Here is a 26702-nt window from a genome sequence, read left to right as displayed (position 1 = left end):
GTCTGGACGGTCTGGAAGTTCGGCGCCACCGCGTCGCCCCGGCCGCCCGGAAGACGTGGAAGGACCCCTCGCCGTGACGACCCCCGTGACGACGACCCCGACCGGGACCGCCGCCCAGCACGAGCCCGCGACGCGCGGACCCGCGCGCGGCGCCGCCGGCCGCTGGTTCGCGCTCGCCGTGCTCATGCTCCCGGTGCTGCTCGTGTCGGTCGACAACACCGTGCTCAGCTTCGCGCTGCCCCAGATCTCCGAGTCGCTGCGCCCCACCGGGACGCAGCTGCTGTGGATCATCGACATCTACCCGCTCGTGCTCGCCGGCCTGCTCGTGCCGATGGGCTCGTTCGCCGACCGTGTCGGCCGCCGTCGGCTGCTCCTCACCGGCGCGGTGGGCTTCGCCGCCGTCTCCGTGGTTGCGGCCTACGCGCCCAGCGCCGGCGCGCTCGTCGCGTCGCGCGCCGCGCTCGGCTTCTTCGGCGCCATGCTCATGCCGTCGACGCTCTCGATCCTGCGCAACGTCTTCACCGACCGCGAGGAGCGCCGGCTCGCCATCGCCGTCTGGGCCGCCGGGTTCGCGGCCGGGTCCGCGCTCGGGCCGATCGTCGGCGGCTTCCTCCTCGAGCACTTCTGGTGGGGCTCGGTCTTCCTCCTCGCCGTCCCGGTGCTCGTGCTGCTGCTCGCGCTCGCGCCGTTCTTCGTGCCCGAGTCGCGCGACCCCGCGCCGGGCCGGATCGACGTCCTGTCGATCGTGCTCGTCATGGCGACCATGACGCCGGTCGTCTACGGCATCAAGACCTTCGCGAAGTCCGGCCCGAGCGTGGTCGCGCTCGTGAGCGTCGCCGTCGGGCTCGCCGCGGGCGTGCTGTTCGTGCGCCGTCAGCTCCACCGGTCCGACCCCATGATCGACGTCCGCCTCTTCACGCGCGGTGCCTTCAGCGGGGCGGTGCTCGTCAACCTGCTGTCCGTGTTCTCGCTCGTCGGCTTCCTGTTCTTCGTGTCGCAGGACGTCCAGCTCGTGCTCGGGCTCGGCCCGATGCAGGCGGGCGTCGCGCTCCTGCCGGGGCTGGTCGTCATGATCGTCGCCGGGCTCGGCGTCGTCCGGGTGGTGCGGCGCGTGCGCCCGGCGCACGTCGTCGCCGTCGCGCTGCTGTTCTCCGCGACGGGCTACGCGATCGTCGCCGCGGGCGCCGGGCAGAGCACGCTCGCGCTGCTCATGGTGGCGTTCGTCGTGCTCTCGCTCGGCGTGGGCGCGGCCGAGACCGTGTCGAACGACCTCATCGTGTCGTCCGTCCCCGCCGCGAAGGCGGGTGCCGCGTCCGCGATCTCCGAGACCGCGTACGAGGTGGGCGCCGTGCTCGGCACGGCGGTCCTGGGGAGCATCCTCACGGCGTCGTACCACGCGAACGTCGTCGTCCCGCAGGGCGTCCCCGCGGCCGACGCCGTCGCCGCGGCCGAGACGCTCGGCGGCGCGACCCAGGTCGCCTCGACCCTGCCCGCGGGGCAGGCGCAGGCGCTGCTCGACTCCGCGCACGCCGCGTTCGGCAGCGGCGTCGGCACGACGTCGCTCATCGGCGTGGTGCTCATGCTCGTCGCCGCAGGCGTGGCGCTCGTCACGCTGCGGGGCGCGAAGTCCTGACGACGCGCCGCCCCGCGCGCCCCGCCGCGCCCTCGCGGCGGGGCGCGCGGCGCTCGCGGTTGGCGACGAGAGCCGCGATCCGGGAGGCTGGGCGGTGATGAGCCGTCCGCACCGCACCCCGCCCCGCTGGGTCCGCTGGACCCTCGGCATCCTGCTCGCCCTCGTGCCGTGCGTCGTGTGGGGGGTCACGACGGCGACGGCCGAGCGCAGCCTCGGCCCGCACGAGGCGCTGTACGAGGTCACGACGAACGGCCTCGTCACCGTCGACCTCGGCCCGCTCGGGACCATCCAGATCGACTCGCCGCTGCCGCTCGGCCTGGGCGCCGACGTCACGGTCGAGGAGATCCCCGCCGACCTCACGGCCGTCGGGCAGGCGGACACGCTGGAGGGTCTGTCCCAGGACCTCGAGGACTACCTCCGCTTCTTCGGCGGCCCGCAGGAGACGATCGGCTCCGTCGCGCGCGCCCTCGTCGTCGACGCGCTGCGCCGCACGGGGTTCGCGATCCTCGTCGTCGCGGCCGTCGGTGCGGGTCTCTCCCTCCTGCTCGGCCCGCCGCGCCGGCGCGAGCTCAGCGAGCGGGTCGCGCCGCGCACGTACGAGATCACCGCGGGCGTCGTGCTCGTCTCGCTCGTCGGGGCGTCGCTCGTCGCGAGCGACCCGGGCACGACGGCCGGGCCGTCCCAGCGCGCGTCCGCGGTGTTCGACGGGACCCCGCTCGAGGGCGCGCGCATCACCGGCCGGCTCGCGGGCGTCGTCGACACCTACGGCGCGATGCTCATCGACCTCTACCGCGAGAACGAGGACTTCTACGCACGCGCGGACGCCCACCTCGTCGCGGCCTGGGACCGGCGCGACCGGATCCAGCGCCTCACCGCGCCGCGTCCCGCCGCGGCGGGCACGTCCGACGACCGGGCCTCCGACGAGCCGTCCGACGGCGCGTCCTCCGACGCCCCCGACGCGACGGGCGACGCCCCGGACGCGACGGAGGGGACGACGTCGGGCACGGACGACGGGACCGACGCGGGAGCCGACGAGCCCGGCGCGCCCGACGACGGCTCCGACACCGAGACCGAGACCGACGGCGAGACCGACACCGAGGCGGGCGACGAGCCGACGCCGCGGCCCGCCCCCGCGGCGGAGGAGGACCTCGTCACGCTCCTCGTGGTGAGCGACCTGCACTGCAACACCGGCATGGCCCCGCTCATCCGGACCGCGGTGGAGCGGTCGGGGGCGTCGGTCGTCCTCAACGCCGGCGACACCACGATGAACGGCACGGCCGTCGAGTCGTTCTGCGTCGACTCGTTCGCCTCCGCGGTGCCGAAGGGCGTGACGATGGTCGTCGCCGACGGCAACCACGACAGCGTCGAGACCTCGGCGCAGGAGCGCGCGAACGGCCAGACCGTCCTGGACGGCAAGGTCGTCGAGGTCGAGGGGATCCGCATCCTCGGCGACCGCGACCCGCTCGAGACGCGGCTCGGGCTCGGCAGCCAGCCGCCCCGCGAGGAGACGCCGGAGGAGTACGCGGCCCGGCTGACCGAGGTCGCGTGCGCCGAGCAGGAGGACGGCGACCCGATCGACCTCCTCCTCATCCACACACCCCGCATGGGGAACGAGGCGCTCGACTCCGGCTGCGTCCCGAACCAGGTCTCCGGGCACATGCACACCCGGTCCGGTCCGGAGCGGACGGGCGGGGGCGTCCGGTACGTGAGCGGGAGCACCGCGGGCGCGGTCAAGGACCAGCTCCGCATCGGACCGCTCAAGGGCACCGCGGAGATGACGGTGCTGCGCTTCGACCCCGAGCGGCGGCGCATCGTCGACTGGCAGCTCGTGCAGATCGGGACGGACGAGTCTGCAAAGGTCTGGCCGCGGATCGCGTGGCCCACGCCGTCCGGCGAGCCGGTCGTCGAGGAGGCCGGCACCGAGGTCGGCACCGAGAGCGACGTGCCCGACGGCGACGCGCCCGTCGACGCCCCGGCCGGGGGTGAACCCGCGGGCGAGGGCTGAGCCGCTGCGCGTCGGTGCTCGCCGCGCGCTGCGCGGCACGGCAGGATGGGGCGTATGAGCAGGTCGACGCGCTGGATCGTCGTGTCGGTGGTCCTCGCGCTCGTCGTGGTGCTCCTCGCCCCGTTCGTGTACTCGGAGGTGCAGGAGGGCCGCACCCCGCCCCCGCTGGGTCTGCAGTCGCCGGGGGAGGAGACGGCGTCCGCGGCCCCGGCCGCGCCCGGGCCCTTCGACGTGGACGGCGAGTGGGTCGTCGCGCCGGGCTCCGAGGCGGGCTTCCGCGCGGACGTCCTCGACGTCCCGGCGGACGAGGCGGTGCTCCTCGGCACCACGCCGGACGTCACCGGCACGCTGCGCGTCGCGGACGGGGAGCTGCAGACCGCGACAGTGACCGTCGCGACGACCGCGCTCCGCACCGGGTCGTCCGTCGCGGACCGCCAGCTCCAGCAGGCGCTCGAGACGGACCTGTACCCGACCACGCTCTTCTCGCTCACCTCGCCGCTCGACGTGAGCGAGCTCGCGGCCACCGACGAGACGGTCCGGCTCCAGGCCGCGGGGGCGCTGACGATCCGCGACGAGACCCAGGCCGTGACGGTCGCGCTCGACGTGCAGCGGTCGGGCCAGGGGGTGCTCGCGACCGGGGCGATCGGCGTGCGCTTCTCCGACTTCGGCATCGCGGTGCCGCCCGACGCGCCCGTGCAGGTGCGCGACGAGGGGACGGTCGAGGTGCGGCTCGAGCTCGTCCGGTCCGCGACCCCCTGAGCCCCCGCCGGACGCCGTGACCTAGGGTGGTCGGGTGGACCACCCGACCGACCTGACGCCCGTCGCCCAGGACTACCTCAAGGTCGTCTGGGCCGCCCAGGAGTGGGCGGACGAGCGCGTGACGACGAAGCTCCTCGCCGAGCGCATCGGCGTCGGGGCCTCGACCGTCTCCGAGACGGTCCGGCGGCTCAGCGCCCAGGGTCTGCTCGAGCACGCGCCGTACGGCGCGATCACGCTCACCGAGCGCGGCCGCAGCCTCGCGCTCGCGATGGTGCGCCGCCACCGGCTCCTCGAGACGTACCTCGTGTCCGAGCTCGGCTACGGGTGGGACGAGGTCCACGACGAGGCGGAGGTGCTCGAGCACGCGGTCTCCGACCTGCTCATCGAGCGCATCGACGCGCGCCTCGGGCACCCCACGCGCGACCCGCACGGCGACCCGATCCCCGGCGCCGACGGGACCGTCGTCCGCCCGCCCGCGGTCCCGCTCGCGGAGCTCGTCGTCGGCGACCGCGGCACGGTGGTGCGGATCTCCGACGCCGACCCCGACGTGCTGCGCTACCTCGCCGAGATCGGCGTCGGCCTCGACACGGGCGTCGAGGTCCGCGAGCGCCGCGAGTACGCGGGCATCCTCTCGGTCGTCTGGTCGCCGCCGGCGGAGGGCGTCGAGCCGGTGCCGGAAGGCCGCCCGGCGGCGCCCGCCCAGCTCGGTCTGCGCGCGGCGGACCACGTGTGGGTCGTGCGCGCCGAGCCCGTCTCCGCCTAGACTGGTCGCCGGCCCCTTCTTCTCGTCGCCGATGTCGCCGACCGGGCTCGAATCGATTCGACACCTCGGTCCGAGCCGCTCGCCCGACCCGCCCGACCGACGCACGAGGACACCCAATGACCGACGCCACCCCGACCGCACCGCCGTCGGACGCCCCTGAGCCGCGCGACGCCGGCCGCCTGCGCGGCGCCGGACCCGCGCTGCTCGCGCTCGCGATGGGCGGCTTCACCATCGGGACGACCGAGTTCGCGACCATGGGGCTCCTGTCCGACATCGCGACCGACCTCGGCACGTCCATCCCGACCGCCGGCCACGCGATCACGGCCTACGCCGTCGGGGTCGTCGTCGGCGCGCCGCTGCTCACCGTCGCCGCGGCACGCGTGCCGCGCAAGACGCTCCTCCTCGCGCTCATGGCGTTCTACACGCTCGGGAACCTCTTCTCCGCCACGGCAGGGAGCATCGAGACCCTCGTCGCCGGGCGCTTCCTCGCCGGGCTGCCGCACGGCGCGTTCTTCGGCGTCGGGGCGGCGGTGGGCGCGGCCGTCGCGGGTCCTGGCCGCCGGGGCCGCGCCGTCGCGACGATGATGGCGGGCCTGACGATCGCCAACGTCGTCGGCGTCCCCCTCTCCACGTTCGCCGGGCAGCAGCTCGGCTGGCGGGCCGCGTTCGTCGTGGTCGGGGCGCTCGGGCTCGTGACGCTCCTGGCGCTGTGGCGGCTGATCCCCGCCGGGGCGGGCAACGAGGACACGAGCGTGCGGCGCGAGCTCGGCGCCCTGCGCAACGGTCCGCTGTGGACGGGTTTCGTCGGCGCCGCGATCGGGTTCGGCGGCATGTTCGCCGTGTACTCCTACGTCGAGCCGACCGTCACGCGCGTCACCGGGCTCGCGTCCGGCGCGGTGCCGCTCGTGCTCGCGATCTTCGGCGTCGGCATGACCGTCGGGACGGTGCTCGGCGGCCGGCTCGCCGACCGCTCGGTGATGCGCACCGTGTACCTCGGGTTCGTGTCGACCGGGGCGATGCTCGCCCTCTTCGCGCTCACCGGGCAGCACCCCGTCCCGGCCGTGCTGTCGCTGTTCCTCCTCGGCGTCACGTCGCAGATCCTCGGCCTGTCGCTCCAGACGCGGCTCATGGACCTGTCGCCGTCGGCGCCGTCGCTCGGTGCGGCGCTGTGCCACTCCGCGCTCAACGTCGGCAACGCCAACGGGGCGTTCCTCGGCGGGCTCGTCATCGCCGCCGGCTGGGGCTACCTCGCGCCCGCCTGGACGGGCGTCGTGCTCACCGTGGCCGGCCTCACCATCATCCTCGTCGCCGGTCGCCGCCCCGCGGGCGTCGTGGTCGCCACGCTGCCCGACGACGCGCACGCGCCGTCGGCGGCCGTCGCGCCGCCGCGGTAGCCCGCCGACCGACCGAGGTGGCGCCCGTGCGGTGGTCCGGTGTCTCCCAGCCAGGTCCCAGCGGGGCGCGGTAGGTTGTGCCGTGCGCGCACCGCCGTGCGCGCCGTCACGTCCGGCGGGAGCCGGTGACCCACGAGGAGCGTCCCCGTGAGCAAGAGCGCCACCGCCGGTGCGAACGTGTCCGCCGGGCCCGACGACGAGCTGCTGCCCGCGTCCGGCCCCCGCCCGATCAGGCCGCGCACGATGGGCTGGCTGCTCGTCGTGCTGGGCGCGATCGGCCTCGCCGGCTCGGCGGCGCTCGCGATCGAGAAGTACCTCAAGCTCGCCGACCCGGGTCACGTCGCCTCGTGCAGCGTCAACGCCCTGCTCGACTGCGGCGACGCGATGGACTCGTGGCAGGGCGCGCTCCTGGGCTTCCCCAACCCGCTGCTCGGGATCGCGGCGTTCCCCGTGGTGATCACCACGGGCGTGGTCCTGCTCGCGGGCGCCCGCCCGCCGCGCTGGTACTGGCTCGCACTCCTCGGAGGGACGACGCTCGGCATGGGCCTGATCGTCTTCCTCATGTGGACGACGATGTACGCGATCTCCGCGATGTGCCCCTACTGCATGGTCGTGTGGTTCGCCATGCTCCCGCTGTTCTGGTACCAGGTGGTCCACGCCGTGCAGGAGGGCTACCTGCCCGCGGGCGAGGGCGTGCGCCGCACCCTCGTCCGCAACCGGAACCTGTTCCTGGCGATCGCCTACGTCGCGCTCGTCGCGTGGATCGTGCTGGTCAAGGGCCCGATCATCGTCTCGCTGTTCTGACCGGCGCCGCCGCGCCGGTGGTGCCGTGTCGCGTCAGCGCCAGGCCGGCTGGTCCGGCGCGGCGTCCTGCGGGTAGCCGTGGCCGCCCGGCTGCGGGGGAGCGGACGGCCCACCCTGGGCCTGGTGGGCGGACTGCGCCGTCGCGCCGGGCTGGCCCGCGGCGAGCGGGCTGACGACGACGGCCGTGCCGTACGCGCACACCTCCGAGAACGACGCCGCGATCTCGCCCGTGTCGAAGCGCATCCCGACGACGGCGTTGGCCCCGCGGCGCTGCGCCTCCTGCACCATGCGGTGCATGACCTCCTGGCGCGACTCGTAGACGAGCTGCGTGTACTCCTTGACCTCCCCGCCCCCGATCGAGCGGAAGGACGCGACGAAGTTCGCCCCGAGGTTGGCGCTGCGCACGGTCATGCCCATGACCTCGCCGAGCACCGCGTCGATGCGGTAGCCGGGCACGTCGTTGGTCGTCACGATGATCACGCCGCACATCCTCGCACGGGGCGGACGGCCGCCGTCGGGCCGTGCGACGGCCGGTAAACTCGGCCGGGTGACCACGCCTGACACGACCTCGATCCCGCACGCCCCGGACGCCCCCGCCGCGGGCGGCCCCGCCCACCGCTACACGCCGGCGCTCGCGGAGCAGATCGAGCTCAAGTGGCAGGAGCTCTGGGAGCAGCGCGGCACGTTCTGGGCCGCGAACCCCACGGGCGACCTGACGGACGGCGAGGGCGACGGCCCCGAGGGCGCGAGCCCGTACTTCATCATGGACATGTTCCCGTACCCGTCGGGCGCGGGCCTGCACGTGGGGCACCCCCTCGGGTACATCGCGACGGACGTCGTGGGCCGGTTCCGGCGCATGCGCGGCGAGAACGTGCTGCACGCCCTCGGCTACGACGCGTTCGGCCTGCCCGCCGAGCAGTACGCGGTGCAGACGGGGCAGCACCCGCGCGTGACCACCGAGGCGAACATCGCCAACATGCGCCGGCAGCTGCGCCGCCTCGGGCTCGCGCACGACTCCCGCCGCACGTTCGCGACGATCGACCCCGAGTACGTGCGCTGGACGCAGTGGATCTTCCTGCAGATCTTCGACTCCTGGTACGACCCCGAGGCCCTGCGCCCCGACGGCGGTCGTGGCCGCGCCCGCCGGATCGCCGAGCTCGAGGCCGAGCTCGCGTCGGGCGCGCGCCCCGTGCCGGGCGGCGTCGAGGGCGTCGAGGAGGGGGCCGGCTGGGCGAGCCTCACGCCCCAGCAGCGCCGCGCCGTCGTCGACGCGCAGCGCCTCGCGTACGTGGACGAGTCGCCCGTGAACTGGGCCCCCGGCCTGGGCACGGTCCTGGCGAACGAGGAGGTCACCGCCGACGGCCGCTCGGAGCGCGGGAACTTCCCCGTGTTCCAGCGCAGCCTGCGCCAGTGGAAGATGCGCATCACCGCGTACGCCGACCGCCTCGCGGACGACCTGGACCTCATCGACTGGCCCGAGAAGGTCACGGCGATGCAGCGCAACTGGATCGGTCGCAGCGAGGGCGCGCTCGTGCGGTTCGCCGTGCTCGGCACGCCCGACGGGGCGAACGACGCCGCGGCGGAGTCCGGCGCGGAGGTCGAGGTCTTCACGACGCGCCCGGACACGCTGTTCGGCGCGACGTTCATGGTCGTCTCGCCCGAGCACCCGCTGCTCGACGAGGTCCCGGCGCACTGGCCGGACGGCACGTCGAGCGCGTGGACGGGCGGGCACCGCTCGCCGGTCGAGGCCGTCGCGGCGTACCGCCGCGAGGCCGCCGCGAAGACCGCTGTCGAGCGCCAGGCCGACGCCGGCAAGAAGACGGGCGTGTTCACGGGGCACCTCGCGGTGAACCCCGTGAACGGCCAGGCGATCCCGGTCTTCACCGCCGACTACGTGCTCATGGGCTACGGCACGGGCGCAATCATGGCCGTCCCCGGCGGCGACGAGCGCGACTTCGCGTTCGCCGAGGCGTTCGGGCTGCCGGTCGTGCGCACGGTCGAGCCCGCGGACGGGCTGCCGGAGGACTTCACGGGCCCGTACACGGGCGACGGCGTGGTCGTCGGCTCGGCGAACGACGAGATCTCGCTCGACGGGCTCGACGTGCCCGAGGCGAAACGCCGCATCACCGAGTGGCTCGTGGGCAAGGGCATCGGCGAGGGCACGACGACGTACCGCCTGCGCGACTGGCTGTTCAGCCGCCAGCGCTACTGGGGCGAGCCGTTCCCCATCGTCTGGGACGAGAACGACCAGCCCGTCGCGATCCCCGACGCTCTGCTGCCCGTCGACCTGCCGGACGTCCCCGACTACGCGCCCCGCACGTTCGACGCGGACGACGCCGACTCGTCGCCCGAGGCGCCGCTGGGCCGCAACGACGAGTGGGTCAACGTCACGCTCGACCTCGGCGACGGGCCGAAGCAGTACCGCCGCGACACGAACACGATGCCCAACTGGGCCGGGTCGTGCTGGTACTACCTCCGCTACCTCGACCCGCAGTGGGACGGCGGCGACCAGGACACGGTCGTCGACCCCGAGCTCGAGCGCTACTGGATGGGCCCGGAGCACAACCCGAGCGCGGGCCGCGCCGGGGGCGTCGACCTGTACGTCGGCGGTGTCGAGCACGCCGTGCTGCACCTGCTCTACGCGCGGTTCTGGCACAAGGTCCTCTACGACCTGGGCCACGTGTCGAGCGTCGAGCCGTTCCACAAGCTCTTCAACCAGGGCTACGTCCAGGCGTACGCCTTCACCGACGCGCGCGGCCAGTACGTCCCCGCCACCGAGGTCACGGAGGAGCCCGCGCCCGACGGCTCGGGCGAGGTCGTGTACCGCTGGAACGGCGAGGTCGTGCAGCGCGAGTACGGGAAGATGGGCAAGTCGCTCAAGAACGTCGTCACGCCCGACGAGATGTACGCCGAGTACGGCGCCGACACGTTCCGCGTGTACGAGATGTCGATGGGCCCGCTGGACCTGTCGCGCCCGTGGGAGACGCGCGCCGTCGTCGGGTCGCAGCGGTTCCTGCAGCGTCTGTGGCGCAACGTCGTCTCCGAGGAGACGGGCGAGGTGACGGTCGTCGACGAGCCGGCGTCGCCCGAGACGCTGCGCGCCGTGCACCGGGCGATCGCGGACGTCCGCGTCGAGATGGAGCACATGCGCCCCAACACGGCCATCGCGAAGCTCATCACGCTGAACAACCACCTCACGTCGCTCGACCGCGTGCCGCGCGAGGCCGTCGAGCCGCTCGTGCTCATGACCGCGCCCGTCGCGCCGCACATCGCGGAGGAGCTGTGGGAGCGCCTGGGACACGAGCGCTCGCTCGCGCACGAGCCCTTCCCGACGGCGGACGAGCGCTACCTCGTCGAGGACACCGTGACGTGCATCGTGCAGGTCAAGGGCAAGGTCCGCGGGCGGATCGAGGTGCCGCCGTCGATCTCGGAGGAGGACCTCACGGCGGCCGCGCTCGCCGAGCCGAACGTCGTGCGCGCGATCGACGGCGCCGAGGTCCGCAAGGTGATCGTCCGCGCCCCGAAGCTGGTCAACATCGTCGTCTGACCTCGTTCGCTGAGTGCAGGAGATCGTCGCGTCCCAGGCAGCCGGACGCGACGATCTCCGGCACTCACGGGTCGAGACAGCCGCGCTGGACCGGTCCCGGCGCGACGGTCTCCCGCACCCACCGGGTGGCGGATCAGCGGCGGCGGGTGCCGAAGATGGTGCGGGTGAGCTCGCGGCCGAGCTGGGTGCCCGCCGAGCGGAGGAACGAGTCGAGCGGGCTCGACGACCGCGACCGGGAGGACCCGGACGAGGGCGAGCGCCCCGTCGCGGCCTCGCGCTCGAGCTTCGCCCGCATCTTCTCCAGCTCGGCCTGCTCCTTCTTCGCCTCGCGCTCGGCCTCCTGGGCGGCTTTTTTCGCCGCCTTCTCCTGCGCGGCCGCCTCGGCCTCGGCCGCGTCGGCGGCGGCGCGCGCCGCCGCCTGCTCCTGGACGCGCACCTGGAGGAGCTCGAACGCGGACTCGGCGTCGACGGCGGTGCCGTACCGGGCCGTCGCGGGCGACGCCGCCACGATGCCGTCGAGCACGGACGCCGGCGCGGGATCCATCGACGACTGCGGCGCACGGACCCGTGTCCACGCCACCGGGGCGGGCGCGCCCTTCTCGGTGAGCACCGTGACGACGGCCTCGCCCGTCCCCAGCGACTGGAGCAGCCGCTCGAGGTCGTACGGCGACGTGGGGTAGGTGCGCACCGCGGCCCGCAGGGCCGCGGCGTCGTCGGGCGTGAAGGCGCGCAGCGCGTGCTGGACGCGGTTCCCGAGCTGCGCGAGCACGTCGGCGGGGACGTCCTTCGGGCTCTGCGTCACGAAGAACACGCCGACGCCCTTGGACCGCACGAGGCGCACCGTCTGCACCACCTGCTGGAGGAACTCCTTCGACGCGCCCGTGAACAGCAGGTGCGCCTCGTCGAAGAAGAACACGAGCCGCGGCTTCTCGACGTCGCCCACCTCGGGCAGCTCCTGGAACAGGTCGGCGAGCAGCCACATGAGGAAGGTGGAGAACAGTGCCGGACGGTCCTGCACCGCGGGGAGCTCGAGCGCGGAGACGACGCCCCGCCCGTCGGGCGTCGTGTGCAGCAGCTCCGACGTCGCGAACGCCGGCTCGCCGAAGAACACGTCCGCACCCTGCGCCTGGAGCGCGACGATCTCGCGCAGGATCACGCCGGCCGTCGCGCCCGACACGCCGCCGATGCCCCGGAGCTCGGCCTTGCCCTCGTCGGACGTCAGGTACGCGATGGTGGCCTGGAGGTCCTTGAGGTCCAGCAGCGCGAGGCCCTGCGCGTCGGCCCAGTGGAAGATGAGCCCGAGGCTCGACTCCTGCGTCTCGTTGAGGCCGAGCACCTTGGCGAGCAGGAGCGGGCCGAAGTCCGCGACCGTCGTCCGGATCGGCACCCCGGTGCCGAGGCCGCCGAGCGAGTACACCTCGACGGGGTACGCCGTCGGGCTCCAGTCCTGGCCTATCGACGCCGCGCGCTCCACGATCTTCGCGGACGACGTGCCCGGCACGGCGAGCCCCGACAGGTCGCCCTTGACGTCGGCGAGGAACACGGGGACGCCCGCCGCCGACAGGCCCTCCGCCATGCCCTGGAGCGTCTTCGTCTTGCCGGTGCCCGTCGCGCCCGCCACGAGCCCGTGCCGGTTGAGCATCGAGAGCGCGAACCCGACCTGGACGTCGGCGCGGGGGGACGGGTCGCCGCCCTCCGTACCCTCCAGCAGCGCACCGAGCGGGAGCGTGCCGCCGGCGTACGCGTAGCCCGCCGCCACCTGCGCGGCGTACCCGTCGCCGGGGGGCGACGGTGCGTCCCGGGCGGGGCCGGTCGGCGCCGGCTCCGGTGGTGCGTCCGTCGGGGACGGCTCGGCCGCGGGAGCGTCCCCGGGCGGCGCGTCGGCAGGGGTCGCGTCGGTCGAGGGAGCGGAGGCCGGGGGAGCGGGGGCGTCCGGCTCGGGGGCGTCGCCGCGCGCCGCCGCCTCGGCGGCCTCGAGCGCCGCCCGCGCCGCGGCGGCGCGTGCCTCGGCCGCCTCCGCGGCGGCCTGCGCGGCGGCCGCGCGCAGCGCCAGGATCTCCGGGTCGGTCGGTGCGTCGTCGCCCATGCCTCGGATCCTAGGGCGCGGCGCGGGCGGCCGCCCGGCCGCGCCCGGACGGTCGTCACGACCTTCGGGGACCTTCGTCCCCGCGGCGCTCGGCTTTATTGACGGTCTGTCAATAGCGACCCTAGCGTGAAGACGTCCCCCTGATGAAGGAGCGTCCATGAGCGCGACGACACCGACGCGGCGACGCCGGTCCGCACCCGAGGTGCGGGCCGAGGAGATCGTCCGCGCCGCCCGTGAGCTCTTCGTCGAGCGAGGCATCGCGAAGACGTCCACCACGGACGTGGCGGAGCGCGCCGGCGTGGCGCGCGGGCTCGTCTACTACTACTTCGCGGACAAGGACGCGCTCGTCGACGCCGTGCTCGACGAGTACGTGGAGGAGTTCACCGCGGCCGTCCGCGCCTGGGACGCCGCTCGCGAGACGGGCGACATCGACACCGCGCTCGTCGACTGCGTGGCGATGTTCCGCACCTACCTGCGCGCGATCGACCCGCTGCGCGACGACCTCCGGCGCCCCGAGAACGGCGGGCTCTACGACCGGTTCCTCGACCGCGCCGTCCGCGCGGTCGTCGCGTGCCTCGAGGCAACCACGGTCGAGGCCTACGCGGCACGGCACCGCGTCCGGATCGCGCACGTCGCGGAGACGTTCTACGTGCTCGTCTACGGGCTGGTCGGACTCGTCCGGAACTCCCCGGACGTGGACGACGCGGCCCTCGCGACGATCGTGCGCCAGACGCTGCACCTGGACGAGGAGAGCTCCTCGGACGGGTGATCCCGGGTCCTCCGGCGCGCCGGGACCCGGAAGCCCTCCGAGCGCGCACCGTCCCGGGCGGCGTGGGCCGCCCGGTCGTCCCCCAGGAGAAGACGACATGTTCTTGTTCGACTCGATCCCGTGGCAGGCAGCAGTCATGTGGTTCGTCGTGCTGGCCGCGCTCATCGCGCTCAACGAGCTCGTGCGCTGGTCGAAGACCGCCGCCGTCGGCATCTTCGTGGTCCTGCCCGTGGCGCTGACGATCTTCGTCTGGCCGCAGACGGCGGGCGCCGGCTCCTCGACCGGGACGTGGTTCCACTGGGTCAAGGTCTACTCGGCCCTCGCGGGCTGCATCGGCTTCATGCTCCTGCGCTACAGCCCTCGGCTGCGCGCCATGCGGTACGCCCTGCTGTTCCCGCCCGCGATCCTCGGGCTCAACATCCTCGAGGCCGTCATCCGGGACTTCCAGGTCACGGGGATGGACGGCGTGGTCGACGGCGTCGTCATGGTGGGCGGCCCGTGGAACGTCATGAACGGGGTCGCCGGCATCCTCAACCTCGTCACCATCTGCGGGTGGGTCGGGATCTTCGTGACCCGTGACCGGTTCCAGGACATGATCTGGCCCGACATGATGTGGTTCTGGATCATCGCCTACGACCTCTGGAACTTCGCCTACGTCTACAACTGCGTCGGTGACCACGCGTTCTATGCCGGTGCCGCCCTGCTGATCTCGTGCACCATCCCCGCCTTCTTCCTGCGCAAGGGGGCTTGGCTCCAGCACCGTGCCCACACCCTCGCGTTCTGGATGATGTTCACCATGGCCGTCCCGGCGTTCGTCTCCGACTCGCCGTTCGCGGTGCAGTCCTCCCACGACCCGACGGCGCTCTTCGTGGTGAGCCTCGTCTCGCTCCTCGCGAACGTCGCCGTCGCGGTCTACCAGACGTACGTAATCGTCTCGCGGCGTCGCAACCCGCTGCGCGACGAGCTGTACGCCGACCACGCGTCCTACCGCCGGCTCGCCGCGGAGCGGCCCGCGGCGCGCCCTGCGGAGCAGGCCGTGCCCGCGGGAGTCGCGGCCACCTCGGCCTGACGCACCGGCCACCGGCCCCCGGCGCCGCTCCGGTGTCGCGGGCCGGTCGCGTCCCTGCGCGGCCGGGGTGCGCGACGACGCGTGGTCGCCGTAAGGTGGCGCGGCCATGACCGACCACCGCGTCCACGTCGTCACCGACTCCACGGCCTCCCTGCCCCCCGGGCCCGACGAGCGGCTGCACACCGTCCCCCTGCACGTGATCGTCGACGACGAGTCGCACCTGGAGGGCGTCGGCCTCACCGCCGAGGACATCGCGGCGCACCTCCAGGCCGGCCACCGGGTGACCACCTCGCAGCCGACGCCGCGTGCGTTCGGCGAGGCGTACGCCGCGGCGGCCGCGGCCGGCGCGCGCGAGATCGTCTCCGTCCACCTCTCGGGGGAGCTGTCGGGCACGGTGCACGCGGCGGCGCTCGCGGCCGCCGACGCCCCCGTCCCCGTGCGGGTCGTGGACTCGCGGACCGTCGCGATGGGGCTCGGCTTCGCCGCGCGCGAGGCGGCGGCGGCCGCGGCAGCCGGGGCGGGGTCGGACGTCGTCGCGCGGCGGGCGATCGAGGTCGCCGACGCGAGCCGTGCCGTCTTCCTCGTCGACTCGCTCGATCACCTGCGCCGCGGCGGCCGTCTCAGTGCGGCCTCGGCCGCGCTCGGGACGGTGCTCGGTGTCCGCCCGCTGCTGGCGGTGCGTGACGGCAGGATCGACGTCGTGCAGAAGGTCCGGACCCGGTCCGCCGCCGTCGAGCGGCTCACGACGGTCGCCGTGGAGTCCGCGGGTCGGCGTGCGCGGCCCGCGCTCGCGGTCCACCACGTCGGGGACGACGACGGCGCCGACCGGCTCGCGGCGACGCTCACCGAGCGCACCGGCCTGGACGTCGTCGTGACGCCGGTGAGCGCGGTGCTCGGGGCGCACGTCGGCCCGGGCGTGCTCGCCGTCGTGGTCGCGGACCTCGCCGACCGCGGCTCCGGGGCAGGGGACCTCTCGACGACGACCTGAGGTGCGGACGGCGCAGGCCCCAGGCGCGTGGCCGTGCACAGCCGGGCATCCCGTCGTCCCCTCCACAGCCCGGCCCGAGGGGCCGGCAGTGCGCGGCGACCCCGCCCTAGCGTCCACGGCGTGAGCACACCTCGGCACGAGCCCCGCCAGCACGCCCGCCCCGGCCGCGACCCCGGGAGGGACGGCGCCGTCGTCCGGCAACGCCTGCGGGCGGTCGCCGGGTCCGGGCGCCCTGCCCTCGCGTGGCACCCGGCGACCGCCGCGCTGCCCCGGGTCGACCCGCCGGAGACGAGCCCGGTGCGAGGCGAGCGGTGGTCGTGGGAGCCGCCGGAGGCGGTGGGCGTCCCTGCGTCGGACGCCGTCCCGTCCTGGCACCGGCGTCCTGGAGCGCCGGGCGACTCCGGGTCGTCCGGCGCCGACGGGTGGCTGGAGTCGCGCCCGGAGCCGGAGGAGCGTGCGCCGTCCGTGCCGTCCGTGCCGTCCCTGCCGTCCCTGGTGCCGGAGGCTGACGAGGCCGTCGGTCCCGCCACCCTCGGGGGGACGGCGCGGTCCGACGACGAGGTGCCCGCCGCCACCGTGGACGGAGACGAGGACGTCGAGGCGGACGGAGAGGTGGCTCGCCTGCGGCGGCGCGCGGCGCAGACGGCCGCGAGCGCGTACACGGCCGCGCACGGGCACCCGACGGCGCACTCCGGGTTCGGCGACCTCGCCGAGGAGGGCGGCAGGCGGTGGGCGCTGCGGCCGCGGACCGCGGTCACCGCGCTCGTCGTGGTGCTGCTCGTCGCGGTCGGCGTCGCCGTGCTGCGGGCGCCGGCCGGAGGCGTCGAGCCTGTGGCGCGCGTGGACGCCCCCGCCGCGGCCGCTGCGGCCGGTGACGGCGCCCCGGCTGGTTCGGACGCGTCGCCCGCCGCGGCGGGTGGTGCCGCCGCCGACGGCGCGGGGGAGGCCGCTCCCGATCCGGACGCAGCAGCGGCGGGGACGTCGGGCGGGGTCGTCGTGCACGTCGTCGGGCAGGTGGCGGCGCCGGGCCTGGTGACCGTCGCGACGGACGCTCGCGTCGCCGACGCGCTCGACGCGGCCGGGGGAGCGACCCCCGAGGCCGACCTCGCCGCGCTCAACCTCGCGCGCGCCGTGACCGACGGCGAGCAGATCCACGTCCCCCGCCCCGGCGAGGCGGTCGCCGCACCACCGCCCGCCTCACCGGGGGCGGCCGCCACCGGTGGCGGGGGTGCGGGTGGCGCGGTCGTCGACCTCAACGCCGCCGACGCCGCCGCCCTCGACACGCTGCCCGGCATCGGTCCTGTGCTCGCCGAGCGCATCGTCGCGTGGCGCGACGAGAACGGGCCGTTCACCGCCGTCGACGAGCTGGGGGAGGTCAGCGGCATCGGCCCCGCCGTGCTCGAGGACGTGCGCGACCTCGTGCGCGTGTGACCGACCTCCGGCTCGTCCCGGCGGCGCTCGCGGCGTGGGCCACCGCGTTCGTCGCCGTAGGTGCGTCGGCGGTGGACGCGCTGCACGCGGCGCGTGCCACGGCCGTCGTGCTGTGCTGCGTGCTCGTCGCCCGCCTCGTCGCGCTGCGTCGCGGGGCGACCTTCCCCGGGGTGTCCGACGCGGGTCTCGGCGGGGGCGTCGTCACCGTGCCCTCTGGCCCGGCGACCGGTGCGGGCCCCCGCCGGTCGGGCGGACCGCGGCGCGGCGCGCCCGTCCGGCCACGTGCCGGTCGGCCGGTCGGGCCGCGGACCGGGTCATCGCTCGGCGTGCGCGCGCTCGGGCAGGTGGCGCTCGTCCTCGCGTGCGTGGCCGCCGTCCTCCTCTCGGGCGGGGTCCAGCTCGCCGCGCGGGCTCCGCTCGCCTCGCTGGCCGACGAGCGCGCGACGGCGACCCTCGCCGGGACGGTGCGCTCCGCCGTCGAGCCGCTGACCGACCCGTGGTCGGGGTCGGCCGACCGGCACGAGGTGCGGGTGGCGGTCGACCAGGTCACCGCACGCGGCGCGACCGTCCCGGCGGCGGGGCCCGTCGTCGTGTCGGGAAGCGGGGAGGGATGGACCGACCTTGCGTACGGGGCGGCCGTCGTGGTCACCGGCCGGCTCGACGTGCACGGGGACCGGACCTTCCTGCGCACGGACGACGCGCCACGCGTCGTCGACGACCCCGGGCGGTTCCTCCAGGGCGTGCAGGCCATGCGGCAGAGCCTGCTCGACGCGACGGACGGGCTCAGCCCGCAGGCGCGCGGGCTTGTGCCGGGGGTGGCCGTGGGGGACACCTCGCGGCTGGACCCGGAGCTCGACGAGGCGATGCGCACCACGTCGCTGACGCACGTCACGGCCGTGTCCGGCGGCCACTTCGTCATCGTCGTCGCGTGCGTCGCGGGGCTGTGCGTCCTGCTGCGGGCGCCGCGAGCCGTCCGCGTCGTCGTCACGGGTGCGGCGATGGTGGGTTTCGTCGCGCTGGTCCACCCGGAACCGAGCGTGCTGAGAGCGGCGGCGATGGGGGTGGTCGGCGTCCTCGGCATCGCGCTCGGGCGCCCGTCGCGCGCGGTGGCGGCGCTCGGGGCCGCCGTGGTCGTGCTCCTGGTCGTCGACCCGTGGCTGGCGCGGTCGTACGGCTTCGTCCTCTCCGTCGCCGCGACCGCCGGGCTGGCCCTGCTCACGGCGCCGATCGCCCGCCGTCTGGCACCGTGGTGCGGACGGACTACCGCGCACGTCCTCGCCGTCCCGGTGGCAGCGCAGGCGGCGTGCGCCCCGATCGTCGTCCTGCTCGACCCGAGCGTGAGCACGTGGTCCGTCCCGGCGAACCTCCTGGCCGCACCGGCGCTTGGTCCGGCGACGGTGCTCGGCGTCCTCGCGACGCTCGTCGCGCCGTGGTGGCCCGGTGCCGCGACCGCGCTCGCCTGGACGGCGGGGCTGTTCACAGGCTGGATCGCGGGCGTCGCCCAGGTCTTCGCTGCCACGCCCGGCGCACGGGCGCCCTGGCCGGGAGGTCTCGGAGGAGCCGCGCTGCTCGCCGCGCTGACTGCCGTCGGGCTCGCCGTGGTCCTCCGCTCGCGCGCCCTGCAGGACGCGGGGGAGCGCCGCACGCTGCGTCGCGCGACGTCGCCGTCCCTGCGGGCGCGCCTCGCCGGGGAGTGGCGTCGCGTCACCCGGTCGTCACGCCCCGACGCCGGGCCGTTCGGACGGGCCGACGGCGCGCACCCCGCCCTCGCTCCGCGGGCGAGAGCCCGGCCCCGTGCGCGCCTCGCGGCCGTGGTCGTCGTGGTCCTGGCGGTGCCCGTCCTGCTCGTCGTGGTGCTCCGGCCGCTCGGTGTGACCGCGGGGCCGGTCCCCGCGGACTGGGCGGTCGTGGCGTGCGACGTCGGGCAGGGCGACGCGCTCGTCGTGCGCTCGGGACCGCGCGCCGCGGTGGTCGTGGACGTCGGGCCCGCGGGCGCCGCAGCGGGCTCGTGCCTGGACGACCTCGGGGTCGAGCGGGTCGACCTGCTCGTCCTCAGCCACTTCCACGCGGACCACGTCGGCGGCCTGGAGGCGGTGCTCCGCGGCCGGGAGGTCGAGCGCGCGCTCGTGAGCCCCACGGCGGAGCCCGCGGGGCAGGCCGAGCGCGTGCTCGGGGACCTCGCGGACGCGGGCGTCCCGGCACAGGTCGCGCGGCCCGGGGAGACGGGCGCGACGGGCACGGCGGACTCAGTCGGCGCTGCGGGTGCCGGCGGATCCGGCGAGCGCGTCGACGACGGCGCCTCGTGGGAGGTGCTGCAGGCCGGACCGGGCGACGCGAACGACGCGAGCGTGGCGCTCCTCGTCCGGGTGGCGGGACTGGACGTCGTCGCGCTGGGCGACCTGGAGGACGCGGGGCAGGCGGCGCTCGCGCGGACCCTGGGCGAGCGGGGCACGGGCCCGGTCGACGTCGTCAAGGTCGCGCACCACGGCTCGGCCACCCAGTCCGACCGGCTCGCGCAGGTCCTGGCACCGACCGTCGCGCTCGTCAGCTCGGGCGAGAACACCTACGGCCACCCCACCGACCGGGCGCTCGACCTCTACCGCGGGGTCGGGGCTACCGTGCTGCGGACCGACGCGTGCGGCACCGTGGCGCTCGTCGTGCGCGACGACGTCCTCTCCGCCGCGGGATGCGGATGACCGCGCCCGAGCGCGCCCCCGCACGGGCACCCGAGCGGCCGAGCATCCGGTGCCCCGGTGCCCCGGTGCCCGGTGGCAGGGCGCCCCTGACGCCAGGGCGTCATCGGTGCGGCGTCGCCGGAACTCCTGCGAGAGTCGCGGACCGCAGCCTCGGGGTGCGTCGACCGGCACTGCCGGTGGGCGGCTCGTGGCAGGCTTGGGCCATGCCCGCGCCGACCCGCACCGCCCGTCCGTCCGCCGGCCCGTCCCTCGCGTGGGACGACGTCCGGCTCGCGCCCGTGGTGCTCGTCCAGGGGCCCGAGTCGCTCCTCGCGGAGCGTGCCGTCGACGCGATCGTCGACCTGGCGCGAGAGCGCGACCCCGAGGTCGAGAAGGTGACGATCGAGGCCGCGACGTACCAGGCCGGGATGCTCACGGTGGCGGCGAGCCCGTCGCTGTTCGGCGAGGCGAAGGTGGTCGTCGTCGAGGGCGCCGAGTCGGCGACGGACGCGCTCGTCGCGGACGTCGTGGACTACGTGCCGGTCGCCGACCCGGCGACGACGGTCGTCGTCGTGCACGGGGGCGGCGTGCGCGGCAAGCGCATGCTCGACGCGATCAAGGGGAGCGGCGCGCCCGTCGTCGCGGTGGAGGCGATCAAGAAGGACTCCGACAAGGTGGCGTTCGTCAACGCCGAGTTCCGCAGGGCCCGTCGACGCATCGACGCGTCGGGCGTGCGGGCTCTCGTCGAGGCACTCGGCAACGACCTGCGGGAGCTGGCGGCAGCCTGCAGCCAGCTCGTCACGGACACCGACGGCACCGTGAGCGAGGCCGTGGTGGACCGGTACTACGGCGGCCGGGTCGAGGCGACCGGGTTCCGGGTCGCGGACGCCGCGGTCGCGGGGAACGCGGGGGAGGCCGTGGCGCTCCTGCGGCACGCGCTCGCGACGGGCGCGGACCCGGTGCCGCTCGTCGCGGCCCTGGCGATGAAGCTCCGCGCCCTCGCGAAGGTCGGCGCGATGCGCGGCCGCGGCGGGGTGGCGGCCAAGGACCTGGGGCTCGCGCCCTGGCAGGTCGACCGTGCGCGCCGCGAGCTCGCGGGCTGGACCCCGGAGGGGCTCGCGACCGCGATCAGCGCCGTCGCGCAGGCCGACGCCGAGGTCAAGGGCGCGGGGCGTGACCCGGTGTTCGCCGTCGAGCGGGCCGTGCTGACGATCGCGCGGGCCCACGGCCGCTGACCTGTCAGCCGCCTGACCGGGCTCCGGGCTCGGGGTCGCCAGCACCGCACGGCGGCGTCGGCGACGGGCTCCGACTGGGCGCCCGGTCCCGCGCGGCGGCGCCGGTCAGGACCGGGCGCCCGACGCGGACGCACGAGGGGCGCCGACCCGTGCGGGTCGGCGCCCCTCGTGGGAAACCTGTGCGAGCGTCGCGACGATCAGCGTGTCACGACACCGCGGGCGAACCGTGCGCTCAGAGAGCGTTGACGGACTTCGCGATGGCCGACTTGCGGTTCGCGGCCTGGTTCGCGTGGATGACGCCCTTCGAGACGGCCTTGTCGAGCTTGCGCGACGCCGCCTGGAGCGCGGTGGTCGCCGCCTCCTTGTCGCCCGCGGCGACGGCCTCGCGCACGCGGCGCACGTACGTCTTGAGCTCGGACTTGACTGCCTTGTTGCGCAGACGAGCCTTCTCGTTCGTGCGGATGCGCTTGATCTGGGACTTGATGTTGGCCACGTGTGGACTTTCTGGTTCTGTTCGCCGGAGCGAGCGGATAGGTCGTAGAGGGCGACTCCAGCTCCGGGACTGGGGTGGGGAACCCGTGGAGAGGTGCTGGAGCTGTGCCCGCCGACCTGGGCGGACACGCAGCCATCAAGACTACCAGCGGTCCGGCCGTGACCCTAATCGCTCGTGCGGACGCCGGAGCAGCGCCTCGCGCGGCCCCGAGGCTCGGGCGAGAGCCGGGACCACCTCAGCGGTGCCGCGAGATCCCCTCGACCACGCGGTCGAAGACGTCGCGCCCGACGACGGCACCCTCGCGGCGCACCGCGGCCGGGTCGACGCGCACCACGCGGTCCAGCCGGACCTCGCTGTCGCGCCCCTTCGCGTCCCACGGGCCCGACCCGATGTCGAGCCAGTACCGGCCCCAGCGCGCCTCGTCCCGGGCGTCGCGCGAGTGGTCCTTGCTCGTGAGCATCACGCCGAGGAGCCACGCGCCGTCCGACCCGACGAGCAGCACCGGCCGGTCCTTGCCCTGCGAGTGGTCCTCCTCGAACGGGACCCAGGTCCAGACGATCTCGCCGGGGTCCGGGTCGCCGTCGGGCCGCGGCGCGTACTGCGCCCGTACCGCACCCTCGAAGTCGCCCGGATACGCCCCGGCGGCGGCGCCCCGACCGCCCCTCGTCCCGGCCGGGCTCGGTCGCCCGCCCACCGCGGGGCGGGGTCGAGGACCGGGTGCAGCACCGGGACGCGGGCCGGGCCGCGGCGACGGCGTGCGGTCGGCGGGGCCGCGGCCCGACGGCGTCCGCTCGCGCCCCGGGGCCCGCGTCGCCGCGGTGCCCTGGCTCGCGCTGCCCTGCCCCGCGCCCTGCGAGCGCGTGAGCCCGGAGACCACGGCGCGCGCCGCGTCGGTCAGAAGTCCCAGCCATCGGTTGCGTGCCACGCGCGCACCCTACCGGGCGGACGTGTGTCCGCCCGGACGGTGCACGTCACCCGGCCAGGACGGCGTCCACCTCGCGCAGGAAGTCGTCGAGGTCGCCGGGGTCGCGCGACGTGACGAGCGTGTACCCCTCGTCGTCGCGCACGACGGACCGGTCGACCCAGGCGCCGCCCGCGTTGAGCACGTCCGTCTCGAGCGAGGCGTAGCTCGTGAGGGTCTTGCCCTCGACGGCGGCCGCCTCGACGAGCGCCCACGGGCCGTGGCAGATCGCCGCGACCGGCTTGCCGGCGGCCGTGAACGCGCGCACGAGGCTTACGGCGTCGTCCTGGAGGCGCAGCGCGTCGGCGTTGATCGTCCCGCCCGGCACGAGCAGCAGGTCGTACTCGGCAGGGTCGGCGTCGGAGTGCGTGAGGTTCGGGGTGACGGTGCGGCCGGGGTCCTTGTCGCCCACGAGGGTCTGCACGTCGTCGGCGGACGTGGCCGCGACGTCGACCTGCACCCCCTCGCCGCGCAGGTGCTCGAGCGGGACCACGAGCTCGTCCTGCTCGACGCCGTAGTTGGTCACGATCGCCAGCACGCGGCGCCCCTCGGGGCCGCCGGAGGTGCGGTGCTCGGTGTCCTGGGCCATGAGCGCTCCTCTCGTCGCCGGTCGGCCCGGTGCGGCCGGCCGGTCCTCCACGCTAGGTCGGCTCGCGGTGCCCCGCAGGGCGGGCGGGTGCCCGACGCCGGACGTGGGACAATGGTCGTTCCCGCCCGCCCGAGAGCGACCGTCGGCGCGCCGCCCCCGAGCGCGCGGCCCCGACCCGCACGCCACTCCCAGGAGCGCACCCGCGTTGTCCCCGATCCCCAGCGCCCAGCTGAGCACCCGCATCCAGCCCGCGGCCACGCCGCCCGAGCTGATCCGGAACTTCTGCATCATCGCGCACATCGACCACGGCAAGTCGACCCTGGCCGACCGCATGCTGCAGCTCACCGGTGTCGTCGAGCCGCGCGCCATGCGCGCGCAGTATCTCGACCGCATGGACATCGAGCGCGAGCGCGGCATCACGATCAAGTCGCAGGCGGTCCGCATGCCGTGGGCCGTCGTGGCGGACGGCGTGGAGACGCCGCACGCGCTCAACATGATCGACACCCCGGGGCACGTCGACTTCACGTACGAGGTCTCGCGGTCGCTCGCGGCGTGCGAGGGCGCGGTGCTGCTCGTCGACGCGGCGCAGGGCATCGAGGCGCAGACCCTCGCGAACCTGTACCTCGCGATGGAGAACGAGCTCGAGATCATCCCCGTGCTCAACAAGATCGACCTCCCGGCGGCCCAGCCCGAGAAGTACGCGGAGGAGCTCGCGAACCTCGTGGGCGGCGACCCGGACGACGTGCTCAAGGTCTCCGGCAAGACGGGCGCCGGCGTCGAGGCGCTGCTCGACCGCATCGTCGAGCGCGTGCCCGCGCCGGTCGGCGACGCCGACGCCCCGGCGCGCGCCATGATCTTCGACTCGGTCTACGACACCTACCGCGGCGTCGTGACGTACGTGCGCGTCGTCGACGGCAACCTCAACCCGCGCGAGCGCATCGTCATGATGTCGACCCGAGCGACGCACGAGCTGCTCGAGATCGGCGTCATCTCGCCGGAGCCGATCGTCACGAAGGGCCTCGGCGTCGGGGAGGTCGGCTACCTCATCACGGGCGTCAAGGACGTGCGCCAGTCGAAGGTCGGCGACACCGTGACGAACGCGGCGAAGCCCGCCGCCGACGCGCTCGGCGGCTACTCCGACCCGAAGCCCATGGTCTTCTCGGGCCTGTACCCGATCGACGGGACCGACTACCCGGTCCTGCGCGACGCGCTCGACAAGCTCAAGCTCAACGACGCCGCGCTCAACTACGAGCCGGAGACGTCGGTCGCGCTCGGCTTCGGCTTCCGCGTCGGGTTCCTCGGCCTGCTGCACCTGGAGATCGTGCGCGAGCGCCTCGAGCGCGAGTTCGACCTCGACCTCATCTCGACCGCGCCGAACGTCGTCTACGACGTGACGCTCGAGGACGGGACGCTCGTCAACGTGACGAACCCGTCGGAGTTCCCCGGCGGCAAGATCAAGCAGGTCAGCGAGCCGGTCGTGCGCGCGACGATCCTCGCGCCGAGCGAGTTCGTGGGCACCGTGATGGGGCTGTGCAACGACCGTCGCGGCCAGATGCTCGGCATGGACTACCTGTCCGAGGACCGGGTCGAGCTGCGCTTCACGCTCCCGCTCGCCGAGATCGTGTTCGACTTCTTCGACCAGCTCAAGTCCCGCACGCGCGGCTACGCCTCGCTCGACTACGAGCCGTCGGGCGACCAGGTCGCCGACCTCGTCAAGGTCGACATCCTGCTCCAGGGCGAGCAGGTGGACGCGTTCAGCGCGATCGTGCACAAGGACAAGGCGTACGACTACGGCGTCATGATGACGGGGAAGCTCAAGGAGATCATCCCGCGCCAGCAGTTCGAGGTGCCGATCCAGGCGGCCGTCGGCGCGCGCGTCATCGCCCGCGAGACGGTGCGCGCCATGCGCAAGGACGTCCTCGCGAAGTGCTACGGCGGTGACATCAGCCGCAAGCGCAAGCTGCTCGAGAAGCAGAAGGAGGGCAAGAAGCGCATGAAGAACATCGGGTCGGTCGAGGTCCCGAAGGACGCCTTCATCGCCGCGCTCTCCTCCGACGCCGCGGGCGGCAAGGACGCCAAGGACAAGTCGAAGAAGTGAGCCCGGCGCTGCCCGAGGGCGAGCCGGTCCCGCCCGACGGCTCGCTGCCCTCCTGGGTCGCGGGAGGCGCGGGCGGCACCGTGCCCGCGACCCGCGGGTTCGGGGTCTACCTGCACGTCCCGTTCTGCTCGGTGCGGTGCGGGTACTGCGACTTCAACACCTACACGGCGTCCGAGCTCGGCGGGGGCGCGAGCCAGGCGTCGTACGCGAGCACGGCGCTGCGCGAGATCGACCTCGCCGCGCGCGTGCTGCACGACGCCGGGTTGCCCGAGCGGCCCGTCTCGACCGTCTTCGTCGGCGGGGGCACGCCCACGCTCCTGCCGGCCGGGGACCTCGTCCGCCTGCTCGGCGGCGTGCGCGACGCGTGGGGGCTCGCCCCGGACGCCGAGGTGACGACGGAGGCGAACCCGGACTCGGTGACGCCCGAGTCGCTCGCCGAGCTCGCGGCCGCCGGGTTCACGCGCGTGTCGTTCGGCATGCAGTCCGCCGTGCCGCACGTGCTCGCGACGCTCGAGCGCACGCACGACCCGCGCCGCATCCCGGACGTCGTGCGCTGGGCGCGCGACGCCGGCCTCCAGGTCTCGCTCGACCTCATCTACGGCACGCCGGGGGAGAGCCTCGACGACTGGCGGGCGAGCCTCGAGGCCGCGCTCGCGACCGGCGTCGACCACGTGTCCGCGTACGCGCTCGTCGTGGAGGCGGGGACGAAGATGGCCGCCCAGGTGCGGCGCGGGGAGGTCGCGCTCCCGAGCGAGGACGACCAGGCGACGAAGTACGAGCTCGCCGACGAGCTGCTCACGGCGGCTGGCCTCACCTGGTACGAGGTGAGCAACTGGGCCCGTACCGACGCGGACCGCTGCCGCCACAACCTCGCGTACTGGCGCGGCGACGACTGGTGGGGGATCGGGCCCGGCGCGCACTCCTACGTCGCGGCGGCCGGTACCGAGCCCGCGGGGGCGTCGCCCGAGGACGCCCGCGTCGGCGTGCGGTGGTGGAACGTCAAGCACCCCCGCCGGTACGCGGCGCTGCTCGAGGCGGGCACGAGCCCCGCGGCGGGGCGCGAGCTCCTCACGCGCACGGAGGGCCGGCTCGAGCAGGCGATGCTCGGCGTGCGGCTGCGCGAGGGTCTCGACCTCGCGGTCCTCTCCCCGGCGGGACGGCACGCCGCCGCCGGGCTCGTCGCGAACGGGCTGCTCGACGGCCGCGCAGCGGTCGCCGGTCGTGCCGTGCTGACCCTGCGGGGGCGGCTGCTCGCGGACACGGTCGTCCGGACGATCACGGACGAGTGACGTCGGCCCGGGTCCACCGCGACCCGGGCGCGCCCCGCGGGGGACGAGGCCTTCGGCGGCACCACCCTGCCCGCCGCCGTGCGACGGCCGCGGTGCTCGCCGCGCGGTCCGGGC

General features: G+C 75.0%; 20 protein-coding genes. 15 read left to right on the top strand and 5 right to left on the bottom strand.

Features of this window, described 5'->3' with window-relative positions; genetic code table 11:
* Nucleotides 1-73 precede the first annotated feature (73 nt).
* The 6 genes from RSE42_RS12075 to RSE42_RS12050 all read left to right on the top strand — a co-directional run bounded on the left by RSE42_RS12075 (nt 74) and on the right by RSE42_RS12050 (nt 7358).
* Nucleotides 74-1633, top strand: coding sequence for an MFS transporter (locus tag RSE42_RS12075; RefSeq protein ID WP_232322540.1), 1560 nt, complete (start codon nt 74-76; stop codon nt 1631-1633).
* Between the two features lie 97 nt (nt 1634-1730).
* Entirely contained in the window at nt 1731-3638 is a 1908-nt protein-coding gene (locus RSE42_RS12070) for a metallophosphoesterase (protein WP_415296375.1), read from the top strand.
* 54 nt (nt 3639-3692) lie between these two features.
* Nucleotides 3693-4397 carry a YceI family protein gene (locus tag RSE42_RS12065; protein WP_076405581.1) on the top strand — a complete coding sequence of 235 codons (705 nt, stop codon included), beginning with the start codon at nt 3693-3695 and terminating at the stop codon, nt 4395-4397.
* A 34-nt stretch (nt 4398-4431) separates the two neighbouring features.
* On the top strand, nt 4432-5160 hold the full coding sequence (locus RSE42_RS12060; protein WP_061266759.1) for a metal-dependent transcriptional regulator: 729 nt from the start codon (nt 4432-4434) through the stop codon (nt 5158-5160).
* Between the two features lie 116 nt (nt 5161-5276).
* A complete protein-coding gene (locus RSE42_RS12055; protein ID WP_415296373.1) occupies nt 5277-6554 on the top strand; it encodes an MFS transporter in 1278 nt (425 codons plus the stop codon).
* A gap of 147 nt (nt 6555-6701) precedes the next feature.
* Complete coding sequence (locus RSE42_RS12050; RefSeq protein WP_415296372.1) at nt 6702-7358, top strand: vitamin K epoxide reductase family protein; 657 nt, start codon at nt 6702-6704, stop codon at nt 7356-7358.
* A gap of 33 nt (nt 7359-7391) precedes the next feature.
* On the opposite strand, the gene RSE42_RS12045 is transcribed toward RSE42_RS12050, so the two are convergent.
* Entirely contained in the window at nt 7392-7838 is a 447-nt protein-coding gene (locus tag RSE42_RS12045) for a YbjQ family protein (protein ID WP_051876945.1), read from the bottom strand.
* Between the two features lie 67 nt (nt 7839-7905).
* Between RSE42_RS12045 and leuS the strand changes: the two genes are divergently transcribed.
* Nucleotides 7906-10905 (top strand): leucine--tRNA ligase, encoded by a 3000-nt coding sequence (gene leuS / locus RSE42_RS12040; RefSeq protein ID WP_415296371.1) that lies wholly within the window; start codon nt 7906-7908, stop codon nt 10903-10905.
* A gap of 133 nt (nt 10906-11038) precedes the next feature.
* Here the strand turns inward: leuS and RSE42_RS12035 are convergent, their stop codons facing one another.
* Nucleotides 11039-12991, bottom strand: coding sequence for a helicase HerA-like domain-containing protein (locus RSE42_RS12035; RefSeq protein ID WP_415296369.1), 1953 nt, complete (start codon nt 12989-12991; stop codon nt 11039-11041).
* 157 nt (nt 12992-13148) lie between these two features.
* Between RSE42_RS12035 and RSE42_RS12030 the strand changes: the two genes are divergently transcribed.
* The 6 genes from RSE42_RS12030 (at nt 13149) to holA (ending at nt 21158) form a co-directional block, all read left to right on the top strand.
* Nucleotides 13149-13760, top strand: coding sequence for a TetR/AcrR family transcriptional regulator (locus RSE42_RS12030; protein WP_043659968.1), 612 nt, complete (start codon nt 13149-13151; stop codon nt 13758-13760).
* 97 nt (nt 13761-13857) lie between these two features.
* On the top strand, nt 13858-14829 hold the full coding sequence (locus RSE42_RS12025) for a DUF5692 family protein (protein ID WP_043659971.1): 972 nt from the start codon (nt 13858-13860) through the stop codon (nt 14827-14829).
* A gap of 106 nt (nt 14830-14935) precedes the next feature.
* A complete protein-coding gene (locus RSE42_RS12020) occupies nt 14936-15817 on the top strand; it encodes a DegV family protein (RefSeq protein ID WP_415296367.1) in 882 nt (293 codons plus the stop codon).
* A gap of 120 nt (nt 15818-15937) precedes the next feature.
* Nucleotides 15938-17248 (top strand): ComEA family DNA-binding protein, encoded by a 1311-nt coding sequence (locus tag RSE42_RS12015; protein WP_415296366.1) that lies wholly within the window; start codon nt 15938-15940, stop codon nt 17246-17248.
* Complete coding sequence (locus RSE42_RS12010) at nt 17245-19944, top strand: ComEC/Rec2 family competence protein (RefSeq protein WP_415296365.1); 2700 nt, start codon at nt 17245-17247, stop codon at nt 19942-19944. The genes RSE42_RS12015 and RSE42_RS12010 overlap by 4 nt, the downstream gene beginning before the upstream one ends.
* A gap of 203 nt (nt 19945-20147) precedes the next feature.
* On the top strand, nt 20148-21158 hold the full coding sequence (gene holA, locus RSE42_RS12005; protein WP_076405569.1) for a DNA polymerase III subunit delta: 1011 nt from the start codon (nt 20148-20150) through the stop codon (nt 21156-21158).
* Between the two features lie 232 nt (nt 21159-21390).
* Here the strand turns inward: holA and rpsT are convergent, their stop codons facing one another.
* The 3 genes from rpsT to RSE42_RS11990 form a co-directional block, all read right to left on the bottom strand.
* A complete protein-coding gene (gene rpsT / locus RSE42_RS12000) occupies nt 21391-21651 on the bottom strand; it encodes a 30S ribosomal protein S20 (RefSeq protein ID WP_021482133.1) in 261 nt (86 codons plus the stop codon).
* 235 nt (nt 21652-21886) lie between these two features.
* Entirely contained in the window at nt 21887-22576 is a 690-nt protein-coding gene (locus tag RSE42_RS11995) for a type II toxin-antitoxin system PemK/MazF family toxin (RefSeq protein ID WP_415296363.1), read from the bottom strand.
* A 46-nt stretch (nt 22577-22622) separates the two neighbouring features.
* On the bottom strand, nt 22623-23201 hold the full coding sequence (locus RSE42_RS11990) for a type 1 glutamine amidotransferase domain-containing protein (protein ID WP_085387698.1): 579 nt from the start codon (nt 23199-23201) through the stop codon (nt 22623-22625).
* A 205-nt stretch (nt 23202-23406) separates the two neighbouring features.
* Between RSE42_RS11990 and lepA the strand changes: the two genes are divergently transcribed.
* Nucleotides 23407-25299: a translation elongation factor 4 gene (gene lepA, locus RSE42_RS11985; RefSeq protein ID WP_396052091.1), complete on the top strand. Its 1893-nt coding sequence runs from the start codon at nt 23407-23409 to the stop codon at nt 25297-25299.
* Nucleotides 25296-26588: a radical SAM family heme chaperone HemW gene (gene hemW / locus RSE42_RS11980; protein ID WP_415296360.1), complete on the top strand. Its 1293-nt coding sequence runs from the start codon at nt 25296-25298 to the stop codon at nt 26586-26588. Before lepA ends, hemW begins: the two co-directional genes overlap by 4 nt.
* The last annotated feature ends 114 nt before the right edge of the window (nt 26589-26702 follow it).

This window comes from Cellulosimicrobium sp. SJTW-1, assembly GCF_047716875.1.
Taxonomy (GTDB): domain Bacteria; phylum Actinomycetota; class Actinomycetes; order Actinomycetales; family Cellulomonadaceae; genus Cellulosimicrobium; species Cellulosimicrobium funkei.
The sequence above is the reverse complement of the archived record's forward strand: the minus strand, read 5'-3'. Positions and strand labels throughout refer to the sequence as shown.